Here is a 22522-nt window from a genome sequence, read left to right on the forward strand (position 1 = left end):
ATGGCGGGAAACAAGTACCCATGAAATGCTACCCTTCATTTTCTAAACATAAAAGACTTTTATAATCATTAGGAAACGGCTGGTCCCGTTCTTTTGGCAATTTCAGCCCCGCTTTTGGTGCGGGTTCCGATGAAGGATCGGAAGCTCTCCCTGACAATGGGTTTATTTAACAAAGTTTGGTACCCTGAAGCAAACCGCTGTTAACTAAACCCGACAGAAGCGAGCACGAACCCGATTTTTTCCATCGGGTGAAGTAAAGCGGATGGCGGGGCTACAGTACCCATGAAACGCTGAACTTTCATTTCCTAAAAAAGAAAAAACATTAATAATGATTAAGAAACGGCTGGTTCCGTTCTTTTGGCAATTTCAGCCCCGCTTTTGGTGCGGGTTCCGATGAAGGATCGGAAGCTCTCACTGACAATGGATTTATTTAACAAAGTTTGGTACCCTGAAGCAAACCGCTGTTAACTAAACCCGACAGAAGCGAGCACGAACCCGATTTTTTCTATCGGGTGAAGTAAAGCGGATGGCGGGGCTACAGTACCCATGAAACGCTGAACTTTCATTTCCTAAAAAAGAAAAAATATTAATAATGATTAGGCGCACTGAAAGCAAGCCGTTGTTTATAAACCTGACAGAAGCGAACACGAACCCGATCTTTTCCATCGGGTGAAGTAAAGCGGATGGCGGGGCTACAGTACCCATGAAACGCTGAACTTTCATTTCCTAAAAAAGAAAAAATATTAATAATGATTAAGAAACGGCTGGTTCTGCTCTTTTGGCAATTTCAGCTCCGCTTTTATAGACAAACCTTGCTACTAAACCTGATAATAGCGTGAAACCCGCAGGCGAGAAGCGAGTGATGGCCCGGTGCAGGTGAATATGTTTAAACCAACTCTTTACAGATGCTTTTGATCAGCCCTGGCCCCTCATATATAAAACCAGTATACAATTGAACCAGAGACGCACCAGCATCTAATTTCTCTTTTGCATCTTTTGCCGAATGAATACCACCTACCCCAATAATTGGAAAGGCCTTGCTTGATTTCTCCGAAAGATAACGGATCACTTCTGTAGAGCGTTCTTTAACAGGTTTACCGCTCAAACCACCGGTTTGCGTAGCCAAGTCTTTTTCTGTAGCCAGATTTTCCCTGCTAACGGTTGTGTTGGTGGCAATGATACCAGCAATTTTGGTTTCGGCAACAATCTCGATAATATCGTCCAATTGCGCATCAGTTAAATCAGGCGCAATCTTCAATAAAATCGGACGTGAAATATCATTTTTACGATTGCGTTGCTGCAAAGTATTGAGGATTTTTTTTAATGGTTCTTTTTCCTGCAGTTCGCGTAAACCCGGGGTATTGGGTGAACTTACGTTCACCACAAAATAATCGACCACATCAAAAAGACGATCGAAACATTTAATATAATCGTTTACCGCATCTTCATTTGGAGTAACCTTGTTTTTACCGATGTTTCCACCAACCACAATATCAGGATGTTTATCTTTTAGCAAGCGCAAACGCTCGGCCATTACATCTACACCCTTATTGTTAAAGCCCATCCGGTTAATTAAGGCTTCATCGTTAGGTAAACGGAACATCCGGGGTTTATCATTCCCTGGCTGAGGCATTGGCGTTACCGTACCCACTTCAATAAATCCGAAACCTAAATTGCTAAGCGGCTCCACATATTCGCCATTTTTATCAAATCCGGCAGCCAAACCAACAGGATTTCTGAATTTTATGCCAAAAACCTCGCGTTCTAAACCTTTAATGTGTACATCAAAGCTGCTACGGATAATGGTTTTACCTAGCGGAAATTTATCATTAAACCATTTTAACCGCTTAACTACAAAATAATGTACGTTTTCAGGGTCAAATTTGAAGAATATTGGTTTAATAAGGCGATACATGGCACGAAGATAAGAACTTAATGGGAAAAAGGAAAATAGAGCAGTTTTCAGTGATCAATTTTCAGTTACTAATGACCAGTGAACCAATGACCAGTGAACCAATGACTAATGACTAATGAACCAATAAACCATCCCACTGCCCCATCCTGCATCCCTAGTAAGCTGCCGTAAACTGCTCCTGGTGATGTGCATTATTTTCCAGCTCATCAGCAATAACAATTGCTAAATCTTCTACTGATAAAATAGAACGGCCTTCTTCATTAAAAACCGGACTCGTTTTACCCAAGCGGTATTTCCCGGTACGGCCGGTGGTGATGCCTTGATGCATCTCAATAGCCGGACTAAAAAACAACCAGTCTAATTCCTTTTCTTGTTTTAGCGTATTAAAATAATCTCTTACTGCTGTTGCACCTGGCTTGTATTCGGCAGGGAAGTTTGGCCCATCTACAATTTGGTGACCATCGATCTGCAAAGTACCTGCTCCACCAATAAAAATGTAACGTTTAACGCCCGATGCTTTTACTGCAGCCTGAATAGCCTCTGCTCCCTGTACCGTATCGTTATATAAATTCGGATTGGTCCAACCTGCGTTAAAAGCACTTACCACTGCATCAGCACCTTTTAAAACCGCTGCTAATTTTTCAGTGTCTAAAACATCAACTGCGATCTTGCTTACCTGATCATTATTACTTTCAATTTTAGTGGTATCGCGTGCAATGGCAATTACTTCGTTTCCACGATTAATTAATTCATTTAAAATGGCTTTGCCTACAAATCCAGAGGCTCCAATTAATGCTACTTTCATGTTATTTAATTTTTAAAATTTATTAATCTGATTTAAATTGTAATACTTTTTATTACAGTTATATTTAAAATTTTTTACTTAAAACCCGCACTAAAATCTTTTAATGTTTTAGATGAAAGATTCTTCACCAAAGCGGTTTCGGCTTCATCGTATAAATCGTTTAAATGTTTAGTAATCTGTCTCCCTACCGGGCAATCGGGATTAGGTTTATTTTTGCTTTCACCCAGTAAACTTTTTTGTTTAACCGCCCTATACACATCCCCCAAATTAATATCGGCAGGATTTTTTGCCAATGTAGAGCCTCCACCCTTTCCTTCTTTACTTTGAACAAAACCGTACTTATGTAAATTGGCAAGCTCCTTTCTTACCAAAACAGGATTGCAGTTGATACTTCCGGCAATGTATTCCGAATTCAATAGCTGTCCCTTCACCTGATCGAGAAGCGTAAGAATGTGAAGCGATATAGAAAAATGACTGCTATTCATACTGTAACTATTTTAATTACAGAACAAAGGTATGATAATTTTTATACATCATAAAAATTTAACATCATTTAACCCTGTACTGACAATTGTAATGCATTACCATTTTAAAGACCAACTAAAATTTGAGGATATTGAGCAGATAGGCGTTATATCGAGTATCAATTTAAAACAGTAATAATTTATTAAACAGACACTTAAAAGCTTTTGTTTTTATATAAATTGATTTTTAATGTCATTACGACACCAATTAGCAAGTATTGCTTTACCTAAAACCAATTAATGTTTTTAGCTTATCCTATTTGACTTTCCAGCTGAAAAAAGCCTTTAAATTTCGTACTTTTGCAGCCGAAATGATTTCAATAAATAATTTAACCTTCCTGATTGGCTCAAGAGCCTTGTACGATGACGCGAACTGGCACATTAAACCTGGCGACAGAGCTGGTTTAATCGGCGCCAATGGAACAGGAAAATCAACACTTTTAAAAATAATTGTAGGCGAATATGCACCGAGTTCGGGTACTGTTTCCATGTCTAAAGACCTGAAAATCGGCTACTTAAACCAGGATTTACTTTCTTACGATTCTCACCATAGCATTTTGCATGTGGCCATGGAAGCTTTTGAACGCCAAAACCAATTGCACGATGAGATTGAAGAACTGCTTAAAAAAATCGAAACGGATTACAGCGAAGAAGTTTTATTTAAGTTAAGTGATAAACAGCAAGAATTTGAAGCTTTAGATGGCTATAACATCGAATATAGGGCAAATGAAATTTTGGCTGGTTTAGGTTTTAGTACCGCAGATCAGTTGCGTCCGTTAAATACCTTCTCGGGGGGTTGGCGTATGCGTGTAATGCTGGCCAAAATATTATTACAAACGCCTGATATCCTATTGCTGGATGAGCCTACCAACCACATGGATTTACCTTCCATTAAATGGTTAGAAAACTACTTAATGGGCTTTGAAGGTGCCATTGTAATTGTATCTCACGATAGGTATTTCTTGGATAAGATTGTAAACCGTACGGTAGAATCGCGTAAAGGAAAATTAACCGTGTACGCGGGTAACTATAGCTTCTATGTTGAAGAAAAAGCCTTACGTGGTGAAATCCAAAAGGGTGAATTTAAAAACCAACAGGCTAAAATAAAGCAGGAAGAACGTTTAATTGAGCGTTTTAAAGCGAAGGCGAGCAAGGCTAAAATGGCACAATCGCGGATGAAAGCTTTAGATAAGATGGAGCGTATTGATGATGTAGATGATGATAACCCGACCGTAAATTTTGCTTTCAAATTTTCTAAACCATCGGGCAGGCACGTGGTGCGTATAGAACACGCCAATAAAAGCTATCCGAATGTGCACATTTTGGATGATGCTGAAGGAGTGATAGAAAAAGGCGATAAAATTGCCTTGATTGGTGCAAACGGTAAGGGTAAATCTACTTTATTGAGAATGATTGCCGGAGCCGAGAAATTTGAAGGTTTCTGCGAAACCGGTCATAATGTGACCACCACTTTCTTTGCACAGCACCAATTGGAATCGCTGCATTTAGAAAATTCGATTTTAGAAGAATTACAAGCATTTGCCCCAAAACATACCGATACCGAATTACGTAGTATTTTAGGCTGTTTCCTTTTTACGGGAGACGATGTTTTCAAAAAAATCAAAGTGCTTTCGGGAGGTGAAAAATCGCGTGTGGCACTGGCCAAATCGTTAACCACAGATTCGAATTTCCTGATTCTGGATGAGCCGACCAACCACCTGGACATCCAATCGGTTAATATCCTGATTCAGGCATTACAACAGTTTGAAGGTACCTTTATTGCAGTATCTCACGACAGGTATTTCTTAGATAATGTGGCCAATAAGATCTGGTTTATCGAAAGCGGAAAAATTAAACAATACCCTGGTACTTATGCAGAATATGAAGAATGGAATAGCAAAAGGGTAATTCCTGCGGCTAAACCTATTCCGGTTAAAATGCCAGAGAAACAAAAGGAACAGCCAAAAGCAGTTACCCCAAATACAGCTAACCAATTAAAAAAGCTGAACGACGAACTGCAAAAAACAGAAAAGCTGATCACCGAACTGGAGCAGAATGTTAAAAATATTGAAGCAGAATTGGCAGATGAGAATGTTTACGCCAAAGCCGATAAATTAGCTGAAGCCAACAAACGTTATTTAGCAACAAAACAGGAATTAGACAATTGCCAAAATAAATGGGAAAGTTTAGCAGCTGAAATTATGGAGCTGGAAGGTTAGTTTTTTAAACGCCAGTAGGTATAAATATATAGCCGTTTCGATTTTACATCGTGACGGCTTTTTTGTGCATTAGTTGCTATAGAGGTATTAATGTGCAGTCAGATGTTACCATCTGGCTGTTTATGAATTCATCATTTAGTGTCAGATCGTAATGTCTGACACCACGGATAATTCGTCGTCCCGTCATCTCGACTGAAGCAACGCGGAACGGAGAGATCTGTTTAGTAGATTTCTCGACTGCGTTGCACTCCGCTCGAAATGACGGCATGCGGGGAACCTTCCGTGTCCATCCGTGCTTCCGTGGCAACCATCCAATGTGTAGTCAGATGTTACCATCTGACTGTTAAGTGATTCTTAGGAAATCCTAACAAATAGAATTTATATGCAAAAAAATCAGATCAGTGTCAGATAGAAATATCTGACACCACGAATAAACCATCCACAATTTGGTTTTGCCACTTCCCAATAAAACTTTACTTTTAACCATGCAGAAAATATTAATTCCGGTTTTATTTTTCATCTCTAGCCTAGCCTTTGCGCAAAACGATAAAACGTTTACCAACGAGAATAAAATTTATCTTCCAAATATTAAAACTGTACTTTGTTATAACAGCAATAAAGAACAGAGCCTACCTGTAATCATGCTCAATTCGTCAGAAACGATAACTTTTTCGTTCGACGATTTACTTGCAGGTACCCAAAACTACTGGTACACCATAGAACACTGCACCTCAGAATGGGAAACTTCGAAAATTTCGAGTATAGATTATTTAGGAAGCTTCAATGATGACCGCATCATCAATTATCGCTACTCTTCTAATACCGCCCGAAAATACACCCATTACGAAATCAATTTACCCAATACCCAAATCCAGCCAAAAATCGGGGGCAACTACGTATTAAAAGTTTATTTAGATGGCGATAAAAACAAACCTGTTATTTCGCAACGTTTCTACATCCTCGATAGTCAGGTTGCTGTAGCGGCAGAAGTAAACAATTCCATGCAGGTTGAAAACAGGAACTACAAACAAAAAATCAATTTCACCATTAATCATGCTTTCCCAATCCCCAACCCTTATCAGGATATTAAAGCAGTAGTAATGCAAAACTTCAATGCCAATACTATCCAGGTTAATACTAAACCTTCATTTGTAAGACCAAACCAATTGGTTTATAACGACCTCAATACGAATGATTTTTGGGGAGATAATGAATTCAGGAAATTTGACACCAGGAGTTTAAGGTACAAGGCTGATAATGTTAAAGATATTTATCGCGACAATCAATCCGTGAACGTGATGCTTTTTCAGGATGCAGCCAGAACTGTCGGTGCATTTGCCAACCAGTACGATGAAAACGGAAACTTTTTTATCCGCAATACCGACGGACGTGATGATAAAACAGAAGCAGAGTACATGAGTGTTTTATTTACATTAAATGCCCCTGCACCCAGCCCGAATGGCGATGCTTATGTTGTTGGCCGGTTTAACAATTATACCATGAGCAATGAAAACAAACTGCTCTATGATGCCAACAGAAAACAGTTTTACGGTAACGTTATACTTAAACAGGGCCTATACGATTATGAGTTTGCCTGGTTTAATAAAGACACCAGGGTAATGGAAACCAAACCTTTCGAAGGTGCATTCTTCCAGACCGAAAACAGCTATCAGATTTTCGTTTATTATCGCCGTCCCGGAGCGCGATGGGATACATTGATTGGTTATACCAACCTGAGTAATAAAGTTACCGATAGAAGGTAAGTCAGCTTGCAATGATGATGCGTCAAAAATGCAAAACAAACGATTATAAGATACATAAGGAATATAAGCTTAAATGACCTTATATTCCTTATATGGCAAAAGACCTTTTAGCTATAATACTATTAACCTGAGTTCGATTAATAATGTGCTTTAATTTGGGTTATTTGGCGAGTTATATGAACGGTCGTCACCCTGAACTTGTTTCAGGGTCTTTATAGCAAGACGGTTTAACAGTAAAGATGCTGACCACATAGTAGCTACAAGACAATTGAAAACACTACTTCTACTTGTAAAATAAATTCAGCATGACGAAACGGCTAGCCAATTCGTCCTAATAAAGTACATTAATTTTTAAACATTAATCGAACTCAGGTTATTAGTCAAATAATTACAAGTAAGATCGACTTTAAAAATCTTCTCCAATTAGATCCTGAAACAAGTTACCATTGATGTTATTTGTAATATTGAGTAGTTTAGCCGATTGTATTTCTGCCCAACTAGGCCTGAGCACCGTATCCCCGTTCTAATAAATCCGGCCTAACAAATTTTTCGGGTCGCACTGCCCAAGCCAACCCACTAGCTTTGAAAGAAAAATTTTCAGCCGGTGTTTTTTGTTTCTTTTTGACATCAAAAAGAAAGAAGCCTGTCCGGCTAGGACTAATAAAACACCCCTTCCTGCGGACACCCCTCTAAAATAGGGGAATTATATGCCTCCTGAAATTTAAACGACATTTATATTGATTTTTATCCAATAAATTACCCTTCAGGATGACGATCGCTTTAATTGTCAATTTGACTTTTAATGTTACATTTATTACCTTTATTGTTACATAAATTTTCTTTGTTTTAAATGTGGTTATTTACTTTAGTGTTTCAGAAAGCAACCAGATAAACACCTAGAAAATAAGTGTATCTAACCAAAAATTATGTTTAAAAAGTTAATTGCCGTAGCATTAATCGCCTATCCTTGTGCGCAGATTTCAGCACAAACTTCTAGTGAATCGTACACACAATCCATTAATGGAACAAAATTAAAATTCGATATGCAAGCTATACCGGCAGGCAAATTTAAGATGGGAAGTAAAACAGGGAAACCTGATGAACAACCCGTTCACGAGGTTAAACTCGATGCTTTCTGGATTGGAAAACATGAAGTAACCTGGGATATTTTCGAACCTTTCCTTTATCGCGATTACGAAAAACAAGCCAGCACAAGTGCTATTCCAGCGGAGGTAGATGCGGTAACCAGACCTACAAAACCCTATCTTGATATGACTTTTGGCATGGGTAAGGAACACCAGCCAGCGGTAGCAATGACTCAATACAATGCCATCCAATTTTGCAAATGGCTTTATGTGCGTACTGGTGTTTTTTATCGTTTACCAACAGAAGCAGAATGGGAATACGCCTGTAAAGCAGGTACCGAAACCAATTATTCTTTTGGCAATGATGCAACCAAATTAGGAGATTATGCCTGGTATAAAGACAATAGCGACAATAAAACCCATCAGGTAGGGCAAAAAAAACCAAATGCATGGGGATTATTTGACATGTACGGAAACGTTAGCGAATGGACTTACGACCAATATATCGCTGATTTCTATAGTCAAAGTAAGGATAAAACGGCAGAAAACCCTGTGGCGGTACCCGAAAAACTCTACCCAAATGTAGTTCGCGGTGGCTCTTATGATGAAACGCCAAACAACCTGACTTCAACAGCCAGATTAGCGTCTGATCCATCGTGGAAACAATTAGATCCACAGATCCCGAAAAGCAATTGGTGGTTCCCCGAAGCGCCATTTGTAGGCATGCGTTTAGTACGACCAGCTAAAACGCCATCAAAAGCTGAAATTGATGCTTATTACAATAAACAACCTATAAAAGACTTTTAACCTACACTATCTAACCAAAATAAAAACTAAACACATGAAAAAACCAATCAACCAACAAGATCGCCGCGATTTTTTAAAAGCGACTGCAATGCTCGCAGGTGGTGCAATGTTAAGCAGTATCCCATTGGCCGGGGCTTATGCTTCGGGCTCTGACACAATAAAAATTGCCTTAATTGGCTGTGGCGACCGTGGAACAGGAGCAGCTTTCCAGGCGTTAAGTACCAAATTCAATATTAAGCTGGTAGCTATGGCCGATGCTTTTCAGGATCGTTTAGACAGCAGTTACCAATCGTTAAGCGGAAAATTTGCAGCAAAGATGGATGTTCCAAAAGAACGCCAGTTTGTAGGTTTCGATGCTTATTTAAAAGCCATCCCATTAGCCGATGTGGTGCTGTTAACCACGCCTCCGGGCTTCCGTCCGATCCATTTTGAAGAAGCTGTTAAACAAAATAAACAGATTTTCATGGAAAAACCTGTTGCTGTAGATGCACCTGGTATTAGAAAGGTATTGGCCGCAGCCGAAGAAGCTAAAAAGAAAAAATTAAATGTTGTAGTAGGCTTACAGCGTCGTTACCAGACCAACTATCGCGAGTCGATGAAACGCATTAACGATGGTGCCATTGGCGATATCATGTCGGGCCAGGTATACTGGAACAGTGGTGGCGTTTGGGTACGTCCGCGTAAAGCAAACCAAACCGAAATGGAATACCAAATGAGAAACTGGTATTATTTCAACTGGTTATGCGGCGATCATATCGTTGAGCAACATGTACACAATATCGATATTGCTAACTGGATAAAAAACGGACATCCGGTTTCGGTACAGGGAACGGGTAGCCGTGCCTGGAGAACAGGAAAAGATTACGGGGAGATTTACGATAACCACTCTATCGAATTAACTTATGCCGACGGCGCGGTAATTAATAGCCAGTGCCGACATTTCGAGGGTATCAGTAACCGTGTGGATGAATCTTTTCAAGGTACAAAAGGCAAGATTTATCTTTCAGGCAGCAATCAGGCCATTATGAAAGATTACAGCGGAAAAGAATTATATAACCACAATACCAAAGGAAATGCAAATCCTTACCAAACAGAACACGACGAACTGTTCGATGCGGTTTCTAAAGGAGAATATAGATTCAGTAATGTAGACTATGCTGCAACCAGCACATTCTCTGCAATTATCGGTCGTTATGCAACTTACTCTGGTCAAACCATTAAATGGGATGAGGCTTTAGCTTCGAACATCAGTTTAATGCCGGAGCGTTTTGCATGGGATGCGAACCCAAGGTTAATGCCTGATGAAAAAGGACTATACCCTATCGCCATGCCCGGACAAGCAAAGGTGATCTAAAACTAAATTGATGCGTTATAGGTTTTTGCTTTTCCTTTTGCCGGTTATTTTTGCTTTCTCCTTGAAAAAAGAAGTGAGGCAATATAAAATCAATGGTTATGCACAGGGAACCGATTATGCCATCATGTATTATGCCACCGATAGTTTAGCCACTAAGGCAGGCATAGATAGTTTATTGAACGAAATTGATTTATCGATGTCGCTTTACAAAAAGGGATCATTGATAAATCAATTTAATGCTGCCAAAAAGGAAATCAAAACCGATCGTTTTATAAACGATGTGCTCAAAAGGAGTTTCGAGATCAATCGGGATACAAAAGGTGTTTTCGATATTACGGTTGCGCCATTAGTGCAAGCCTGGGGTTTTGGACCAAAAGAGGCTAAAAATGAACCCGATCCAGCAGTAATTAAATCGATACTCGCCTGTGTGGGCATGAAAAACCTGAAACTAAGGAACGGCTTATTAAGCAAACTAAAGCCTTGCGTGCAGATCGATTTAAACGGAATTGCCCAGGGTTACAGCGTTGATTTAATTGCCGCTTATCTCGAAAAAAAAGGAATTAAACAGTACGTGGCCGAACTGGGAGGCGAAATCCGTATTTCAGGACCTAAGCCCAATGGCGAAACCATGAAGATCGGTATTGAAGGACCTGATAAGGATGGAACGCCGGTAATCAGGCATATCGCCGCCATTAATTCAGGAGCAATTACCACCTCTGGTAACTACCGGAAATTCCACCAGAGCGGAAAGAAAAAGATTTCACACCTGATCGATCCCAAAACAGGTTATCCGCTAGATAATGAAATGATCAGTGTAACAGTGTACGCTAATGATGCCATTACAGCCGATGGTTACGACAATGCCCTAATGGCCATGCACCTTAAAGATGCAATTGCCTTTGTAGAAAGCAGAAAAAATCTCGAAGCTTATTTTGTGTACCATCAAAAAGATGGCAAAGTGGCTGATACCTTAACAAGTGGATTTAAAAAATTAATTACACACTAATATCTGTTAAAACCAAACCGATGAAAAGAAGTGAGTTTATAAGAAATAGCCTGCTTACTGCAGGTGCCCTAACCACAGGAGCAGGGCTGACCAATACTTTTGCTGCCGGAAAAACAAATGATACATTAAGCGATAAAACTTTCAACCTCGATTATGCACCACACCAGGGCATGTTCGAAAACCACGCAGGCAAGAGTTTTTTAGATCAGATCCAATTTATGTACGATAAAGGATTCCGTTCCATCGAAGATAACGGCTACCTAAACCGTTCAGTAGAAGAACAGGAAAAAATTGGGAACCTGCTGGCGAAACTGGGTATGCGCATGGGCGTTTTTGTGGTAGATGGTGGCGATAACTGGAAAACCTCTTTAACCACTGGCAAAAAGGAGTTTAAAGACAAATTTGTAGAAACCTGCAAAAAATCGGTTGAAGCAGCAAAACGTTGTAATGCAAAATGGCTTACCGTTGTACCCGGGTTTTATGAACGCAACCTGCCTTATGGCAATCAATTTGCCAATGTAATTGATGCCATGCGTGCCGGAGCAGAGATTTTTGAACCCCATGGTTTGATTATGGTTTTGGAAACCCTGAGCGATACGCCGGAGCTTTTCCTTCAAAAAACAAATGAAACCTATGCCGTTTGCAAAGCAGTTAAAAGTCCTTCGTGTAAAATCCTATACGATATTTACCACATGCAACGTACAGAAGGCGACTTAATTAAAACCATCGACCGCTGCTGGGATGAAATTGCCTACATCCAGATTGGTGACAACCCAGGCCGGAAAGAACCTACAACCGGAGAAATCAATTATAAAAACCTATTCAAACACTTGCATAAAAAAGGTTATAAAGGGGTTATGGGCATGGAGCATGGCAATTCGAAAGGTGGAAAAGAGGGGGAACTGGCTGTTATTTCGGCTTACAGAACGGAGGATAACTTTTTGTAATTAATATGTTCAAATAAAGCGTCGTCATCTCGACTGAAGCGCAGCGAAATGGAGAAATCTAGCTAATAGATTTCTCGACTGCGTTGCACTCCGCTCGAAATGACGATTCTACGTGGCCTATCATCGGCACTACAATGTTCGTTCCGTGGTCTGTGTCTCCACAGACCACTTGTGATGAAATTGCGGATAAACGCTCTGTGAGGACACAGGCCATTGCGTTGACAGATTGCAATACCTACCCCACCTTCAACACCCAAACCGATACACTTCCGGCATTACAGTGAAACTCTGCCCAGCCGTTTTCATCAATGGTTACCTCCTGCTCCCTATAACCTAACGCATCAACAAAGGTTTTTCCGGCAAAGTGTTTACCAATTTCCATTTCTTTAAAACCTTCTTCTCCTGTACTTAACAACACGGCCAGACCGCTATTTTCATGTTCCTCATCACCTGCGCGGGTCCACCCTACACAAATGCCGTGGTCAAAATAATCGCGTTGCTCACCGTACGCTAAGGCGGCACGGATTTTACTCATGGTTTCGACCGCAGGGATGGCCGCCAGCTCAATATGTACCTCCTCACCTTCCTTGTCCTTGTCATCATAAATACCTCCATACAGATCAGGAAAAAACAAACATGGAATACCTTGTACACGTAACAGGATCATGGCGTAAGCCAAAGGCCTGAACCAAAAATCAACATAAGATTCCAGTGCCTGCAAAGGTTGCGAATCATGGTTATCAACAAAGGTTACTGCCAGATCGGGTTTAACCTGTACCAGGGTTCCATTAAAAATCGTCCGCATATCAAAGGCTTCATCCTTACTGGCCAGGAAAAAGTTATGGTGCAGGAGCGAATCGAATATTTGCGTCCTGCCGCCGGTAATTTCAATATAATTCAATTGCCCTGCTATATCTGACACATTCCAATCTTCGGCCACAATAAAAAACTCCCGGTTAAATTTCTGGTTGAGGTGATCGATCCACTCGACAATAAAATCAGGATTAATGTGTTTAACGGCGTCTAATCGAAAACCGTCTACTTTTGTGGTTTCCACTATCCATTCTCCCCAGTATTTTAATTCTTCAATTACAGCCCTGTTGCGGTAATCGATATCGTTGTACATCAGATAATCGTAATTGCCTAATTCGGTTGAAGGTACCTCTTCAAAACCTTCACCTAAATAATTCTGGATCGAATAAATAGCTGTTTCCTGGAGGTCTTCAGCCCAGTCTACCCCGCTAAAACACTCATGATCCCAGATAAATTCCGAATATTTACCTTGCCGCCCGGGAAACGTAAATTTCGTCCAGGCTTCTATTTCGAAAACATCGCTGGTAAATTCGTTTCTATTTTCTGGATTCACCGTTCTAACGGCTATTTTCTCCAGTTCATCGCCACCGGCTTTGTGGTTAAAAACGGCATCAGCTAAAACACCAACCCCATTATCGTGAAGTGCTTCAATCGCTTTGATATATTCGTCTTTCGAACCATGTTTAGTATTTACACTTCCTTTCTGATCGAACTCGCCCAAATCGAACAAATCATAAACGGCATAACCAACATCATAAGCTGCATTATTTGATTTATAGGCTGGGGGCAGCCAAACAGATGTGATACCAATTTCTTTTAAGTGACTGGCTTCGGCAGCCACTTTAGTCCACAAATTTTGTTCTTCATTATAATACCAATGGAAAAATTGGATCAGGGTCTGGTTTTGCATTAATTCGATTTTTTTTTGTATGGATAACATGATAGTTGTTGAATTGTTTTGGGATTTGCAGGAAGATATCCGCAAAATATCTCCTGCTGATTTTGCAGATCACCGCAGAAAACATCAATCTGCGAGCGGTCGTCACCCTGACCTGTAGCGAAGCGGAAAGCTACGAAGTAAATTTATTTCAGGGTCTTCCCTGCTATTAAGATGCTGACTATGTAGTAACTACAAGGCAATTGAAAACGCTACTTCTGCTTGTAAAATGAATTCAGCATGACGGCCTGATCTGCGGGAACATATTTCGTCATTGCGAACTGAAGAAGGAACTTTGCATTGGAGTGAAGCAATCTTTTTAATCATAAATTACAAAACAGCTTGCTTTAGCTTGCCATCCCCCGTTGATTTCGCAGATCACCGCAGAAAAAACATCCTTTCCATCCGCCAGCATCTATTTGTAATACCATTTTACCACATTTTACTTACTTTTGCCATCAAATGAGTTTAAAAAAGAAATTTGCCAGAGAAAGTTTTACAATCATGAACGAATTGGTATTACCAAACGATACCAATACCTTGAACAACTTAATGGGTGGGCGCTTGCTCCATTGGATGGATATTGCAGCGGCAATTTCGGCTCAAAAACACTGTAACCGTATTGTGGTAACGGCTTCGGTTGATAACGTTTCTTTTAAACAACCCATTAAATTAGGTGATGTAATTACCATTGAGGCCAAAGTGACCAGGGCTTTTAATACTTCAGTAGAAGTTCGTTTGGATGTTTGGGCGGAGAATATTCCAAGTGGTGCCCGCCAAAAAAGCAACGAGGCTTATTATACCTTTGTTGCAGTAGATCAGAGTGCCCGTACCATCCCTGTACCAGAATTAATACCAGAAACACCCGAAGAAATTGATCTATTTGATGGTGCACTGCGCCGCAGGCAATTGCGTTTGGTGTTAGGGGGAAAAATGAGCCCTGATGATGCGAGCGAACTGAAGGCACTTTTCTTTAAAGCATAATTTTTACACTAAATTTCTTTTTGCTTAGCACGATTGTTTTATTTTAGCGGTTTACCCTACGCTGAAAAATATGACAACTTATACCATACTTATTATTTTAAGCGGATTAGTTATTTTCTCTTATCTGTTTGATTTAGTGGCCAGTAAAACCAAAGTACCATCGGTTTTATTGCTGCTCCTTTTAGGTATTGGTTTACGTTTACTGGTCGATAACCTGAAGATACATACCTTCAATTTCCTCTCTATCCTACCAACATTGGGTACTGTAGGCTTAATTTTAATTGTTTTTGAGGGCTCGCTCGAACTTAAATACGACCGGCATAAAAACAAGGTTATTCGCAGTGCTTTTTTCTCTGCCTTAACCATTTTAATCGGAACCATTGTAGTGATCACAGGCATTATTTACCAGATCACCCATCGCGATTTATATACCTGTATCGCAAATGCCATTCCCTTTAGTGTAATCAGCTCAGCCATTGCCATCCCTTCTGCAGCGGCATTAAACAATACCGATAAAGAATTTGTAATTTATGAATCTTCTTTCTCTGATATTTTAGGGATTATCATCTTCAATTTTGCCATTACCAACCATTCGATCAATACATCTGCTTTTATTGGTTTGGGGTTAAGTACCTTCCTCATCCTTTTACTATCGGCCATTGCCTGTGTGGTGTTGCTGTACGTAATGGGCCGATTGGTACACCACATTAAGTTCTTCTTAATTATAGCCATACTGATTCTGGTTTATGCCATTGGTCAGTCTTACCACCTATCCTCCCTGGTGTTGATTTTAAGTACGGGCCTATTCCTAAACAATGCCGATACCATTGAGAATGCCTGGTTTAAAAGTGTCTTTTTATACAAAAATTTAACAGCCGACTTATCCCAGCTCTATCAATTATCCGCCGAAAGCGCTTTTATTCTGCGTACTTTTTTCTTCGTTATTTTTGGTTTTACCATGAATATCGGCGACCTGAACAACAAAATTGTACTGGCCAATGGCCTTTTCATTTTGATATCGATTTACATCATCAGAGTGGTATTTCTCAAAATATTCAAAAAAGAAAACCTGAGCCCGATTTTATACATTGCCCCCCGCGGCTTGATTAGCATTTTGCTTTATTTCAACCTGCCAGCATCTTTAAAAATACCTGAAGTGGGTACGCCGTTTTTGTTCCTGGTTGTACTGGGATCGAGTATTGTAATGACGCTGGGGATAACGCTAAGTAAAAGAAATGGTAAGGTTCATTAGTCATTGGTTCATTGGTCATTAGTCATTAGTTGATTGGGTTAATCGTATAGACAAACTCCAATAGAATGATCGTCATCTCGACTGTAGCGCAGCGAAATGGAGAGATCTATCAAGACAGATTTAGCTTCATTCGACGCCCAACGCCACACGCCAGACACCTAAGGTTTAAATGAGGCTGAAATGCTTTTCAGCTGCTTCAATTCTGCCAAAACATTCGGATTGGCCTGGTAATAAATAGAATAATAACTGAGTTCGTTTAACTTATTTTGATCTATTTTATTAAAGTTAAAACGTGCCAGATTCGGATTAATGGCATGGATAGGCATTGCAATAGCATTTGCAAGTGTTGTAAAAACCACAGAGTATGCAGTTGCTGCCGCATCTTCCTTCAGACCCGGCTCTTCCTTACCCCATTTATCAACCATTTTACCAGCTGTATTCATTTTATATTCTTCTGCCCGATCTTCACCTATTTTAATAAAACTCGTTCCTTTATAGCCCTTTTTAATCGTTCTGATCTGTACTGTTTTGATTTCACTAATCGGAACCTTAATAAATTCGCCGTCATGATTCAGGATCGCATTTACCGAATCTACTTTGTATAAAATCCCTTTGTATTTTCCATTTTGGGTTTTTAGAATGGCGATGTAAGGTTTTATACCCTGAGCATTTGCCAAAGTAAAGGAAAGAAAAAACAGGAGTGTAAAACAGATGGTTTTCATATCAAGACGTTAAGGTTTATCAATATAATAAAATTTGAAGAATTTTCAAGTTTCTGGGTTAACTTTCGCCAAAATCCCTTAACGGATACCTAAATAATTTTGTGAACCTTTACCTGATAATTAATAAATCCTGCGACCTGCTTTCGTTTACGACCCTGCAGGTCATCAGTACAATCAGCATTCCAACGATTAAACTCCACCTTAAGCGTGTTAACCGATTAAATTGTTAACTAAAAACTGCCAACTGAAAACCGTCAACTGCTAACTGAAAACTGCCAACTGATTTAGCTTCCCATTTCCAAAATCTTATCGAACTCAGCAGCTTTAAGCGGCATTACCGATAAACGGCCTTGTCTAACCAATGAAATATCAACCAAACTGGGTTCTGCTTTGATCTGCTCTAAAGAAACCGGATTTTTCAGGCTTTCTACAGGCGATAAATCAACCACTACCCAGTTGGCATCATCAGTAGTAGGGTCCTGGTAAAACTCTCTCACAACTTTAGCAATCCCAACCACGTTTTTACCTTCATTGCTGTGGTAAAAAAGCACCAAATCTCCTTCTTTCATGGCTTTCAGGTTATTACGAGCCTGGTAATTACGCACGCCATCCCAAAAGGTACGGCCATCTTCATTAAATTTTTCCCAACTGTATTTAAAAGGCTCTGATTTGACTAACCAATGATTCATGCTACTTCGTATTTATTTCGATTATTTTCCCTCAAAACTAATAAAAGGGAATGGATTAGGAAATAGGTGGAGAGACTAGCATCCAGCAATTCTGATAATATGAGTTCGATTGTAGTTAATTTAAGCATATCTCGCTAGTTGCTCGTGCAAAGAATACCAATCGAACCTCATTGCTTCGTAATTGCCAGTTCTCACAAATTTTCTCATTTCGCAGATAGGTTCGCAATAAAATGTTAGTTTTTATCTATATCTTGGAATAATTAAATTATGAATTATGCCTCTTCTCAATCTTCCAAATTTAAAAAATCATTTAAGAAGCTTCTCCTATTACCCAAATCAGAAATTTAATAAAATTAAACATTCATTTTTCACTTACTTCCAATACAATGAAGACATTCGTAGAACATTTAACAATTGAACTTGATAATATCAAACATTTAATGTTGGAGCTGTTGGACAATTCAAGAATAAAAATTCGGAGGGAAGATCATTATTCAAATGTTATTATCATTACTCCATCTCAGTATTGGGATAATCCAACGGAAATTGAACAGACAGTACAAATTAAAATAAAGAAAGCATTCGGACAATGGATTGAAACATTTAAACTTTTTACCGAAAATTCACCAGAAGCATCCAAACGAAAAATTGAGGAGACGAATAAATTTGTAACTAATTGGATTGAAAAAATAAGTGATTGGAGCATCCCTAACACTATCCAAGAAGCTAAATTAAAATTTGAAAGTGAAATTGAATTCTATTACGACACCTTGCGAATTTATTCGAATAGCGGTAACAATGAAATAATACTTATACCTGATACGAATGCCCTTATTCAAAAACCAGACCCTAAAAAGTACAAAGAGTTGGCAAGTTCCGACAATTTGACAATCATTTTTTTGCCAACGGTTTTGAGTGAACTTGATGAGTTGAAAGTCAAATCTTCAAATCCTGATTTTCAGAAAAAAGTCAAATCTGTAATTACGAGATTAAAAGGTTACAGACAGCAAGGGAACTTAATTAATGGTGTCACAGTTGAAAAGTCGATTAAGCTTAAAATGGTTGCATCAGAACCAAACTTTGATAAGACACTATCTTGGCTTGATAAAGAAAACAATGATGACAGAATTATCGCAAGCGCTCTAGAAATCCAAAGAGAAAACCCCTCTTCTGCAGTCTGTCTGGTAACAAGTGACATTAACTTGCAGAACAAAACAGAAATGGCCAAGTTAACATACATTGATATTGATTAAATAATAGAGTGCGATTATCATTAACAACATCAATAGCTGGAAGAAAAACAGTTGCTGACTGGGATTCAATAAAATCAGATTTGACTGATTTCAACAACACCGATTTGTGGACTACGGCTTATAATGACTTTTATATCAAAAGACTGAATGACAGATATTTAAACCCTATTAAATCAATAAAGAAGAACGATGCTTACACTGGCGAAGGGTTTTCAATAATGACGATTATTTGTTCCCTTATCGAATTTTTAGAGGCAACCTATCAAGGTAAAAGTTATAGATATAGAAAAAAAGGCGACCCGTTATTAGGACAATATGAATATGGCGCAAGCGGGCAAATTTTCATTGATTTTTTAACTAATCGTATTCCATTTAACACTCATTTTAACGTGATCAATGCTGGAGAATTTTATAGAAACGTACGATGTGGATTATTACACGAATCGAGAACTAACGGCAATTGGACTATTTGGGGGAATTCAGGTGATGGAACTTTACTAAAAAAAACTCCTATTGAAACAATTATTTACAGGGATGAGTTTTATGCCTCTATATTAGAATTCATAAACATTCATTACAAATCTGAATTAATGTCTTCAAACAAAAGAAAAAAAGCGTTTATTAGAAAGTTTGATAATCTTTGTGAAGAATAACTTTTGATTGAAACAATGTCCAAAAACCTGAATGTTATTGAATATAATCTGATTTAACCCATTATTAGCGCAAGTCTTAGCGTTTAAGCTAGTGGGCTTGATGACTTGTGCTTAACAGAGATTTGATTGACGGATTTATTAAGCACAAGTCAGGTCAATACTTTGGCCAGGGGCACTAAGACTTGCGCTAGATGTGGGGAAATTTTCAGAGACATATATTTTATACTCGACATTTAGTTATACTAAAACAGCACCTAATAATAATGGAATTCAAATCAATTGAAGACATCAAAGAATATTTCGGATTTGAAGCTACCGAAATAGATGAAATTCGTAAACAACTAATTAACATGCTTGCGAAATTACATCCGGACAAAAACGGGGGACAGTACATAAACAAAAAACAAGAGAAAGATTATGAAGAAGTATCGAATGCTAAAGATTTTATTGATAACCAAAATACAAATTTTGCACTGACAAGGAAAGATCTTACAAATTTTCTCCAAAAAATAGAAGATGCATATATAATCAAAACTAAAAATGATTTAATCACCGAGGACGAAATTTCAAAACAACTTGACACAAGTATAAATACAAGCGTAATTAAATTTCAGAAAAAACATTTCTCTTACAAAATTTCTTCCTTAGTAATTACATCAGTCATCACAACCCTATGGTTATTTCCTTCCATAGTAGAAAGACATAAAATTTTGAAAATGTGGATTAATTTTGAGCATCTTTCTTTTACGATAATTTGGTTCACATGCTTAATACTTACTTCTCTAATTTGGATTTATGCTAAAAGTCTTGAAAATAAAGACGATCTTATCAAAAAAAGCTATAATCTTGAATCAACACAAAATGCAATTTTTAAATTATTCTTAGCTTGGTTGCACTCAACGTATCCAAATTCTGTGGATTACAATACAGAAACTTATAAACCAAGTTACAGGTTTACGAAAGACGACATGATAGATTTTGTCCTTAATTATTATCAATCATTTGACAATGAATTTAATACTCACCTTAGAGATAAAGATCTTTATCTCAAGGTTGATGAGTTTTTAAAGAAAAAAAATGTAAGTGTTACTGACTTTTCAAAAAAAGAAAAAAAGAGATATTATCTATTTTTAGTTTTCAAAGAACCTGGAGAAATAGATATTGAACTTGCAGAAAAGATTACCAATGTTATATTCTGTAAGCTGTTGTCAAAAAAAATGATAATACTTTCAGATAAGAAGGCTTTTAGCCAATCCTACACATATTATTCAGAATAGGAATGTTATTGAATTAGCGCATTCATGCGTCTAATAATTCACTATTAATATACAGCTATTCTCAAAATGCATACGCGGCACCATTACTAGCGCAAGTTTTAGTTCTATGCTAGTAGCCTGGATGACTTGTGCTTTAATTAATAAGGATAGTACGAGGATTTTACAATAGCGCATGCAAATAATTTGCAGTATCGATAAGCCCATTCCTACGCAGGCTTTCCAATACTTGATATTCATCCATTGCGGGATTCTTCCGGTTCAGCACCATCTCGCGGAAAGCCTTAATCGCCTGCTCCTGATTCAGATCGATAATATCGGTGAGAAAATCATCAGCACTTTTGGCCTTTAGACCGAAAGTGTCCAGATATTCCTCTGGAAAATCCTTGAGGTTATTGGTAACAATCACATTTGCGTTCGTTTTAATTGCAGCCGCAAGCACATGACGGTCATCCTCATCCGATAACTGAAGCTGCGAAATAAGACCTTCATAATTACCCACCAAAGCATCCGGGAAAGCCTGGTTTGCCTTTTGCACCCGCTTTTCAGCTTCCCTCTCTTCCACGCCATGCCTGAGCATCACTTCTTTCCACTCACAGAAAATATTAGTACCCCACTTGGGCGTATAAAGATCATAATGGGCAAACCAGAAAAGCAGGTCCCTGATCACAACTGGATAGATTACATTGGTATCCAGTACTGCCTTAAACCTTACACTATGAATCATACATTCCGAGTTCCTCATCAGCGCTCATAATGTCGATAATATTGTTCTTCTGCTGCACTTTCATCTTTTCTCTGTAAGCCACTACATCCTCGAATTTTATCCTGCGGTGTTTGCCCACTTTGATAAACTCAATAGCCCCCTCTTCCAGTAATTTTACTAAATATGGTCTTGAACATCCCAATATTTCGGCTGCCTTCTGGGTAGTTACCTCTGTTGCCATTGGAACTATAGAAACAGGCTTGCCTTCACCCATAGCCTTTAAAATATCGCCAAGAAATACCAAAGCCCTGGCAGGTATCTTAATGCGTTCACCCGTCTCCTCAATCTCAATCTCAGTCTGTTCAGAATGGATGTTGGAGAGTATCGATGATAAAGCTGGTAAAGATTCTATGGCCATCTTCTGCTCTGTTTTGGAAGGACGGCGTGTTTGATCAGTTGAAATCATGCTGCAATTTTCTACGAAGTTAAACAAAAAACACAAACGAAATAAACGAAATAAATAAAATAAACAAAAACATAACAAACCAGATAGACCAATAGTTTGAAAGAAGAAATACATACTAACAGTTACGAACCCAAAAACTGTAAAAACTTAAGAATACAAAAAACAGGGAGAAATGAAATTTATCAATATCAAAGAACAAGCTCATGGTAGTACAATGACTAACTCAACTAACTGACGATCGACTACAAAGTCTGAACTAACGCCCGCAACGTCTGAACTATCGACTGCAACGTTTGAACTATCGACCGCAACGTTTGAACTACTGACTGCAACGTCTGAACTGTCAAC

20 protein-coding genes are annotated in these 22522 nt (G+C 38.7%); 12 read left to right on the plus strand and 8 right to left on the minus strand.

Features of this window, described 5'->3' with window-relative positions:
* Nucleotides 1-886: 886 nt before the first annotated feature.
* The 3 genes from ACN9MR_RS16230 to ACN9MR_RS16240 form a co-directional block, all read right to left on the minus strand.
* Nucleotides 887-1915: a quinone-dependent dihydroorotate dehydrogenase gene (locus tag ACN9MR_RS16230; protein WP_426325158.1), complete on the minus strand. Its 1029-nt coding sequence runs from the start codon at nucleotides 1913-1915 to the stop codon at nucleotides 887-889.
* Between the two features lie 154 nt (nucleotides 1916-2069).
* Nucleotides 2070-2720, minus strand: a complete 651-nt coding sequence (locus ACN9MR_RS16235) for an NAD(P)-dependent oxidoreductase (protein WP_426325159.1) — start codon at nucleotides 2718-2720, stop codon at nucleotides 2070-2072.
* A 74-nt stretch (nucleotides 2721-2794) separates the two neighbouring features.
* Entirely contained in the window at nucleotides 2795-3205 is a 411-nt protein-coding gene (locus tag ACN9MR_RS16240) for an Rrf2 family transcriptional regulator (protein ID WP_426325160.1), read from the minus strand.
* A 350-nt stretch (nucleotides 3206-3555) separates the two neighbouring features.
* Between ACN9MR_RS16240 and ACN9MR_RS16245 the strand changes: the two genes are divergently transcribed.
* The 6 genes from ACN9MR_RS16245 to ACN9MR_RS16270 all read left to right on the plus strand — a co-directional run bounded on the left by ACN9MR_RS16245 (nucleotide 3556) and on the right by ACN9MR_RS16270 (nucleotide 12425).
* Nucleotides 3556-5463 carry an ABC-F family ATP-binding cassette domain-containing protein gene (locus ACN9MR_RS16245; RefSeq protein ID WP_426325161.1) on the plus strand — a complete coding sequence of 636 codons (1908 nt, stop codon included), beginning with the start codon at nucleotides 3556-3558 and terminating at the stop codon, nucleotides 5461-5463.
* A 485-nt stretch (nucleotides 5464-5948) separates the two neighbouring features.
* Complete coding sequence (locus ACN9MR_RS16250; protein ID WP_426325162.1) at nucleotides 5949-7226, plus strand: DUF5103 domain-containing protein; 1278 nt, start codon at nucleotides 5949-5951, stop codon at nucleotides 7224-7226.
* 926 nt (nucleotides 7227-8152) lie between these two features.
* Complete coding sequence (locus tag ACN9MR_RS16255) at nucleotides 8153-9118, plus strand: formylglycine-generating enzyme family protein (protein ID WP_426325163.1); 966 nt, start codon at nucleotides 8153-8155, stop codon at nucleotides 9116-9118.
* Between the two features lie 34 nt (nucleotides 9119-9152).
* Nucleotides 9153-10472: a Gfo/Idh/MocA family oxidoreductase gene (locus ACN9MR_RS16260; RefSeq protein WP_426325164.1), complete on the plus strand. Its 1320-nt coding sequence runs from the start codon at nucleotides 9153-9155 to the stop codon at nucleotides 10470-10472.
* Nucleotides 10473-10482: 10 nt separating this feature from the next.
* On the plus strand, nucleotides 10483-11478 hold the full coding sequence (locus tag ACN9MR_RS16265) for an FAD:protein FMN transferase (RefSeq protein ID WP_426325165.1): 996 nt from the start codon (nucleotides 10483-10485) through the stop codon (nucleotides 11476-11478).
* A 20-nt stretch (nucleotides 11479-11498) separates the two neighbouring features.
* Nucleotides 11499-12425, plus strand: a complete 927-nt coding sequence (locus ACN9MR_RS16270) for a hydroxypyruvate isomerase family protein (RefSeq protein ID WP_426325166.1) — start codon at nucleotides 11499-11501, stop codon at nucleotides 12423-12425.
* 235 nt (nucleotides 12426-12660) lie between these two features.
* Here the strand turns inward: ACN9MR_RS16270 and ACN9MR_RS16275 are convergent, their stop codons facing one another.
* A complete protein-coding gene (locus tag ACN9MR_RS16275; RefSeq protein ID WP_426325167.1) occupies nucleotides 12661-14148 on the minus strand; it encodes an alpha-amylase in 1488 nt (495 codons plus the stop codon).
* 19 nt (nucleotides 14149-14167) lie between these two features.
* Between ACN9MR_RS16275 and ACN9MR_RS16280 the strand changes: the two genes are divergently transcribed.
* The 3 genes from ACN9MR_RS16280 (at nucleotide 14168) to ACN9MR_RS16290 (ending at nucleotide 16411) form a co-directional block, all read left to right on the plus strand.
* A complete protein-coding gene (locus ACN9MR_RS16280; protein ID WP_426325168.1) occupies nucleotides 14168-14296 on the plus strand; it encodes a hypothetical protein in 129 nt (42 codons plus the stop codon).
* A gap of 341 nt (nucleotides 14297-14637) precedes the next feature.
* The gene (locus ACN9MR_RS16285; RefSeq protein WP_276904114.1) at nucleotides 14638-15159 is read left to right on the plus strand and encodes an acyl-CoA thioesterase; all 522 of its coding nucleotides are present in this window, start codon (nucleotides 14638-14640) and stop codon (nucleotides 15157-15159) included.
* Nucleotides 15160-15229: 70 nt separating this feature from the next.
* Nucleotides 15230-16411 carry a cation:proton antiporter gene (locus tag ACN9MR_RS16290; protein WP_426325169.1) on the plus strand — a complete coding sequence of 394 codons (1182 nt, stop codon included), beginning with the start codon at nucleotides 15230-15232 and terminating at the stop codon, nucleotides 16409-16411.
* Nucleotides 16412-16569: 158 nt separating this feature from the next.
* Here ACN9MR_RS16290 and ACN9MR_RS16295 read toward each other — a convergent pair whose 3' ends face one another.
* Together ACN9MR_RS16295 and ACN9MR_RS16300 are read right to left on the minus strand one after the other, a co-directional pair.
* A complete protein-coding gene (locus ACN9MR_RS16295) occupies nucleotides 16570-17133 on the minus strand; it encodes a hypothetical protein (RefSeq protein WP_426325170.1) in 564 nt (187 codons plus the stop codon).
* A 284-nt stretch (nucleotides 17134-17417) separates the two neighbouring features.
* Nucleotides 17418-17822 carry an EVE domain-containing protein gene (locus tag ACN9MR_RS16300; protein ID WP_057933585.1) on the minus strand — a complete coding sequence of 135 codons (405 nt, stop codon included), beginning with the start codon at nucleotides 17820-17822 and terminating at the stop codon, nucleotides 17418-17420.
* Nucleotides 17823-18208: 386 nt separating this feature from the next.
* On the opposite strand from ACN9MR_RS16300, the gene ACN9MR_RS16305 reads away from it, so the two are divergent.
* The 3 genes from ACN9MR_RS16305 to ACN9MR_RS16315 all read left to right on the plus strand — a co-directional run bounded on the left by ACN9MR_RS16305 (nucleotide 18209) and on the right by ACN9MR_RS16315 (nucleotide 21005).
* Nucleotides 18209-19075, plus strand: a complete 867-nt coding sequence (locus tag ACN9MR_RS16305) for a PIN domain-containing protein (protein ID WP_426325171.1) — start codon at nucleotides 18209-18211, stop codon at nucleotides 19073-19075.
* An 8-nt stretch (nucleotides 19076-19083) separates the two neighbouring features.
* Entirely contained in the window at nucleotides 19084-19728 is a 645-nt protein-coding gene (locus ACN9MR_RS16310) for a hypothetical protein (protein ID WP_426325172.1), read from the plus strand.
* Nucleotides 19729-19991: 263 nt separating this feature from the next.
* Entirely contained in the window at nucleotides 19992-21005 is a 1014-nt protein-coding gene (locus ACN9MR_RS16315; protein WP_426325173.1) for a hypothetical protein, read from the plus strand.
* Between the two features lie 160 nt (nucleotides 21006-21165).
* Here the strand turns inward: ACN9MR_RS16315 and ACN9MR_RS16320 are convergent, their stop codons facing one another.
* Both ACN9MR_RS16320 and ACN9MR_RS16325 read right to left on the minus strand, forming a co-directional pair.
* Nucleotides 21166-21729: a PIN domain-containing protein gene (locus tag ACN9MR_RS16320; protein WP_426325174.1), complete on the minus strand. Its 564-nt coding sequence runs from the start codon at nucleotides 21727-21729 to the stop codon at nucleotides 21166-21168.
* The gene (locus ACN9MR_RS16325; RefSeq protein WP_426325175.1) at nucleotides 21719-22174 is read right to left on the minus strand and encodes a helix-turn-helix domain-containing protein; all 456 of its coding nucleotides are present in this window, start codon (nucleotides 22172-22174) and stop codon (nucleotides 21719-21721) included. Before ACN9MR_RS16325 ends, ACN9MR_RS16320 begins: the two co-directional genes overlap by 11 nt.
* Nucleotides 22175-22522 lie beyond the last annotated feature (348 nt).

The organism is Pedobacter sp. R-06, assembly GCF_049913135.1.
Classification (GTDB): Bacteria; Bacteroidota; Bacteroidia; order Sphingobacteriales; family Sphingobacteriaceae; genus Pedobacter.

Coding starts and splice junctions, on each gene's coding strand:
- ACN9MR_RS16230 (WP_426325158.1), bottom strand. CDS start 1,915: ATGTATCGCCTTATTAAACCAATATTCTTCAAATTTGACCCTGAAAAC.
- ACN9MR_RS16235 (WP_426325159.1), bottom strand. CDS start 2,720: ATGAAAGTAGCATTAATTGGAGCCTCTGGATTTGTAGGCAAAGCCATT.
- ACN9MR_RS16240 (WP_426325160.1), bottom strand. CDS start 3,205: ATGAATAGCAGTCATTTTTCTATATCGCTTCACATTCTTACGCTTCTC.
- ACN9MR_RS16245 (WP_426325161.1), top strand. CDS start 3,556: ATGATTTCAATAAATAATTTAACCTTCCTGATTGGCTCAAGAGCCTTG.
- ACN9MR_RS16250 (WP_426325162.1), top strand. CDS start 5,949: ATGCAGAAAATATTAATTCCGGTTTTATTTTTCATCTCTAGCCTAGCC.
- ACN9MR_RS16255 (WP_426325163.1), top strand. CDS start 8,153: ATGTTTAAAAAGTTAATTGCCGTAGCATTAATCGCCTATCCTTGTGCG.
- ACN9MR_RS16260 (WP_426325164.1), top strand. CDS start 9,153: ATGAAAAAACCAATCAACCAACAAGATCGCCGCGATTTTTTAAAAGCG.
- ACN9MR_RS16265 (WP_426325165.1), top strand. CDS start 10,483: ATGCGTTATAGGTTTTTGCTTTTCCTTTTGCCGGTTATTTTTGCTTTC.
- ACN9MR_RS16270 (WP_426325166.1), top strand. CDS start 11,499: ATGAAAAGAAGTGAGTTTATAAGAAATAGCCTGCTTACTGCAGGTGCC.
- ACN9MR_RS16275 (WP_426325167.1), bottom strand. CDS start 14,148: ATGCAAAACCAGACCCTGATCCAATTTTTCCATTGGTATTATAATGAA.
- ACN9MR_RS16280 (WP_426325168.1), top strand. CDS start 14,168: ATGGATAACATGATAGTTGTTGAATTGTTTTGGGATTTGCAGGAAGAT.
- ACN9MR_RS16285 (WP_276904114.1), top strand. CDS start 14,638: ATGAGTTTAAAAAAGAAATTTGCCAGAGAAAGTTTTACAATCATGAAC.
- ACN9MR_RS16290 (WP_426325169.1), top strand. CDS start 15,230: ATGACAACTTATACCATACTTATTATTTTAAGCGGATTAGTTATTTTC.
- ACN9MR_RS16295 (WP_426325170.1), bottom strand. CDS start 17,133: ATGAAAACCATCTGTTTTACACTCCTGTTTTTTCTTTCCTTTACTTTG.
- ACN9MR_RS16300 (WP_057933585.1), bottom strand. CDS start 17,822: ATGAATCATTGGTTAGTCAAATCAGAGCCTTTTAAATACAGTTGGGAA.
- ACN9MR_RS16305 (WP_426325171.1), top strand. CDS start 18,209: ATGAAGACATTCGTAGAACATTTAACAATTGAACTTGATAATATCAAA.
- ACN9MR_RS16315 (WP_426325173.1), top strand. CDS start 19,992: ATGGAATTCAAATCAATTGAAGACATCAAAGAATATTTCGGATTTGAA.
- ACN9MR_RS16320 (WP_426325174.1), bottom strand. CDS start 21,729: ATGATTCATAGTGTAAGGTTTAAGGCAGTACTGGATACCAATGTAATC.
- ACN9MR_RS16325 (WP_426325175.1), bottom strand. CDS start 22,174: ATGATTTCAACTGATCAAACACGCCGTCCTTCCAAAACAGAGCAGAAG.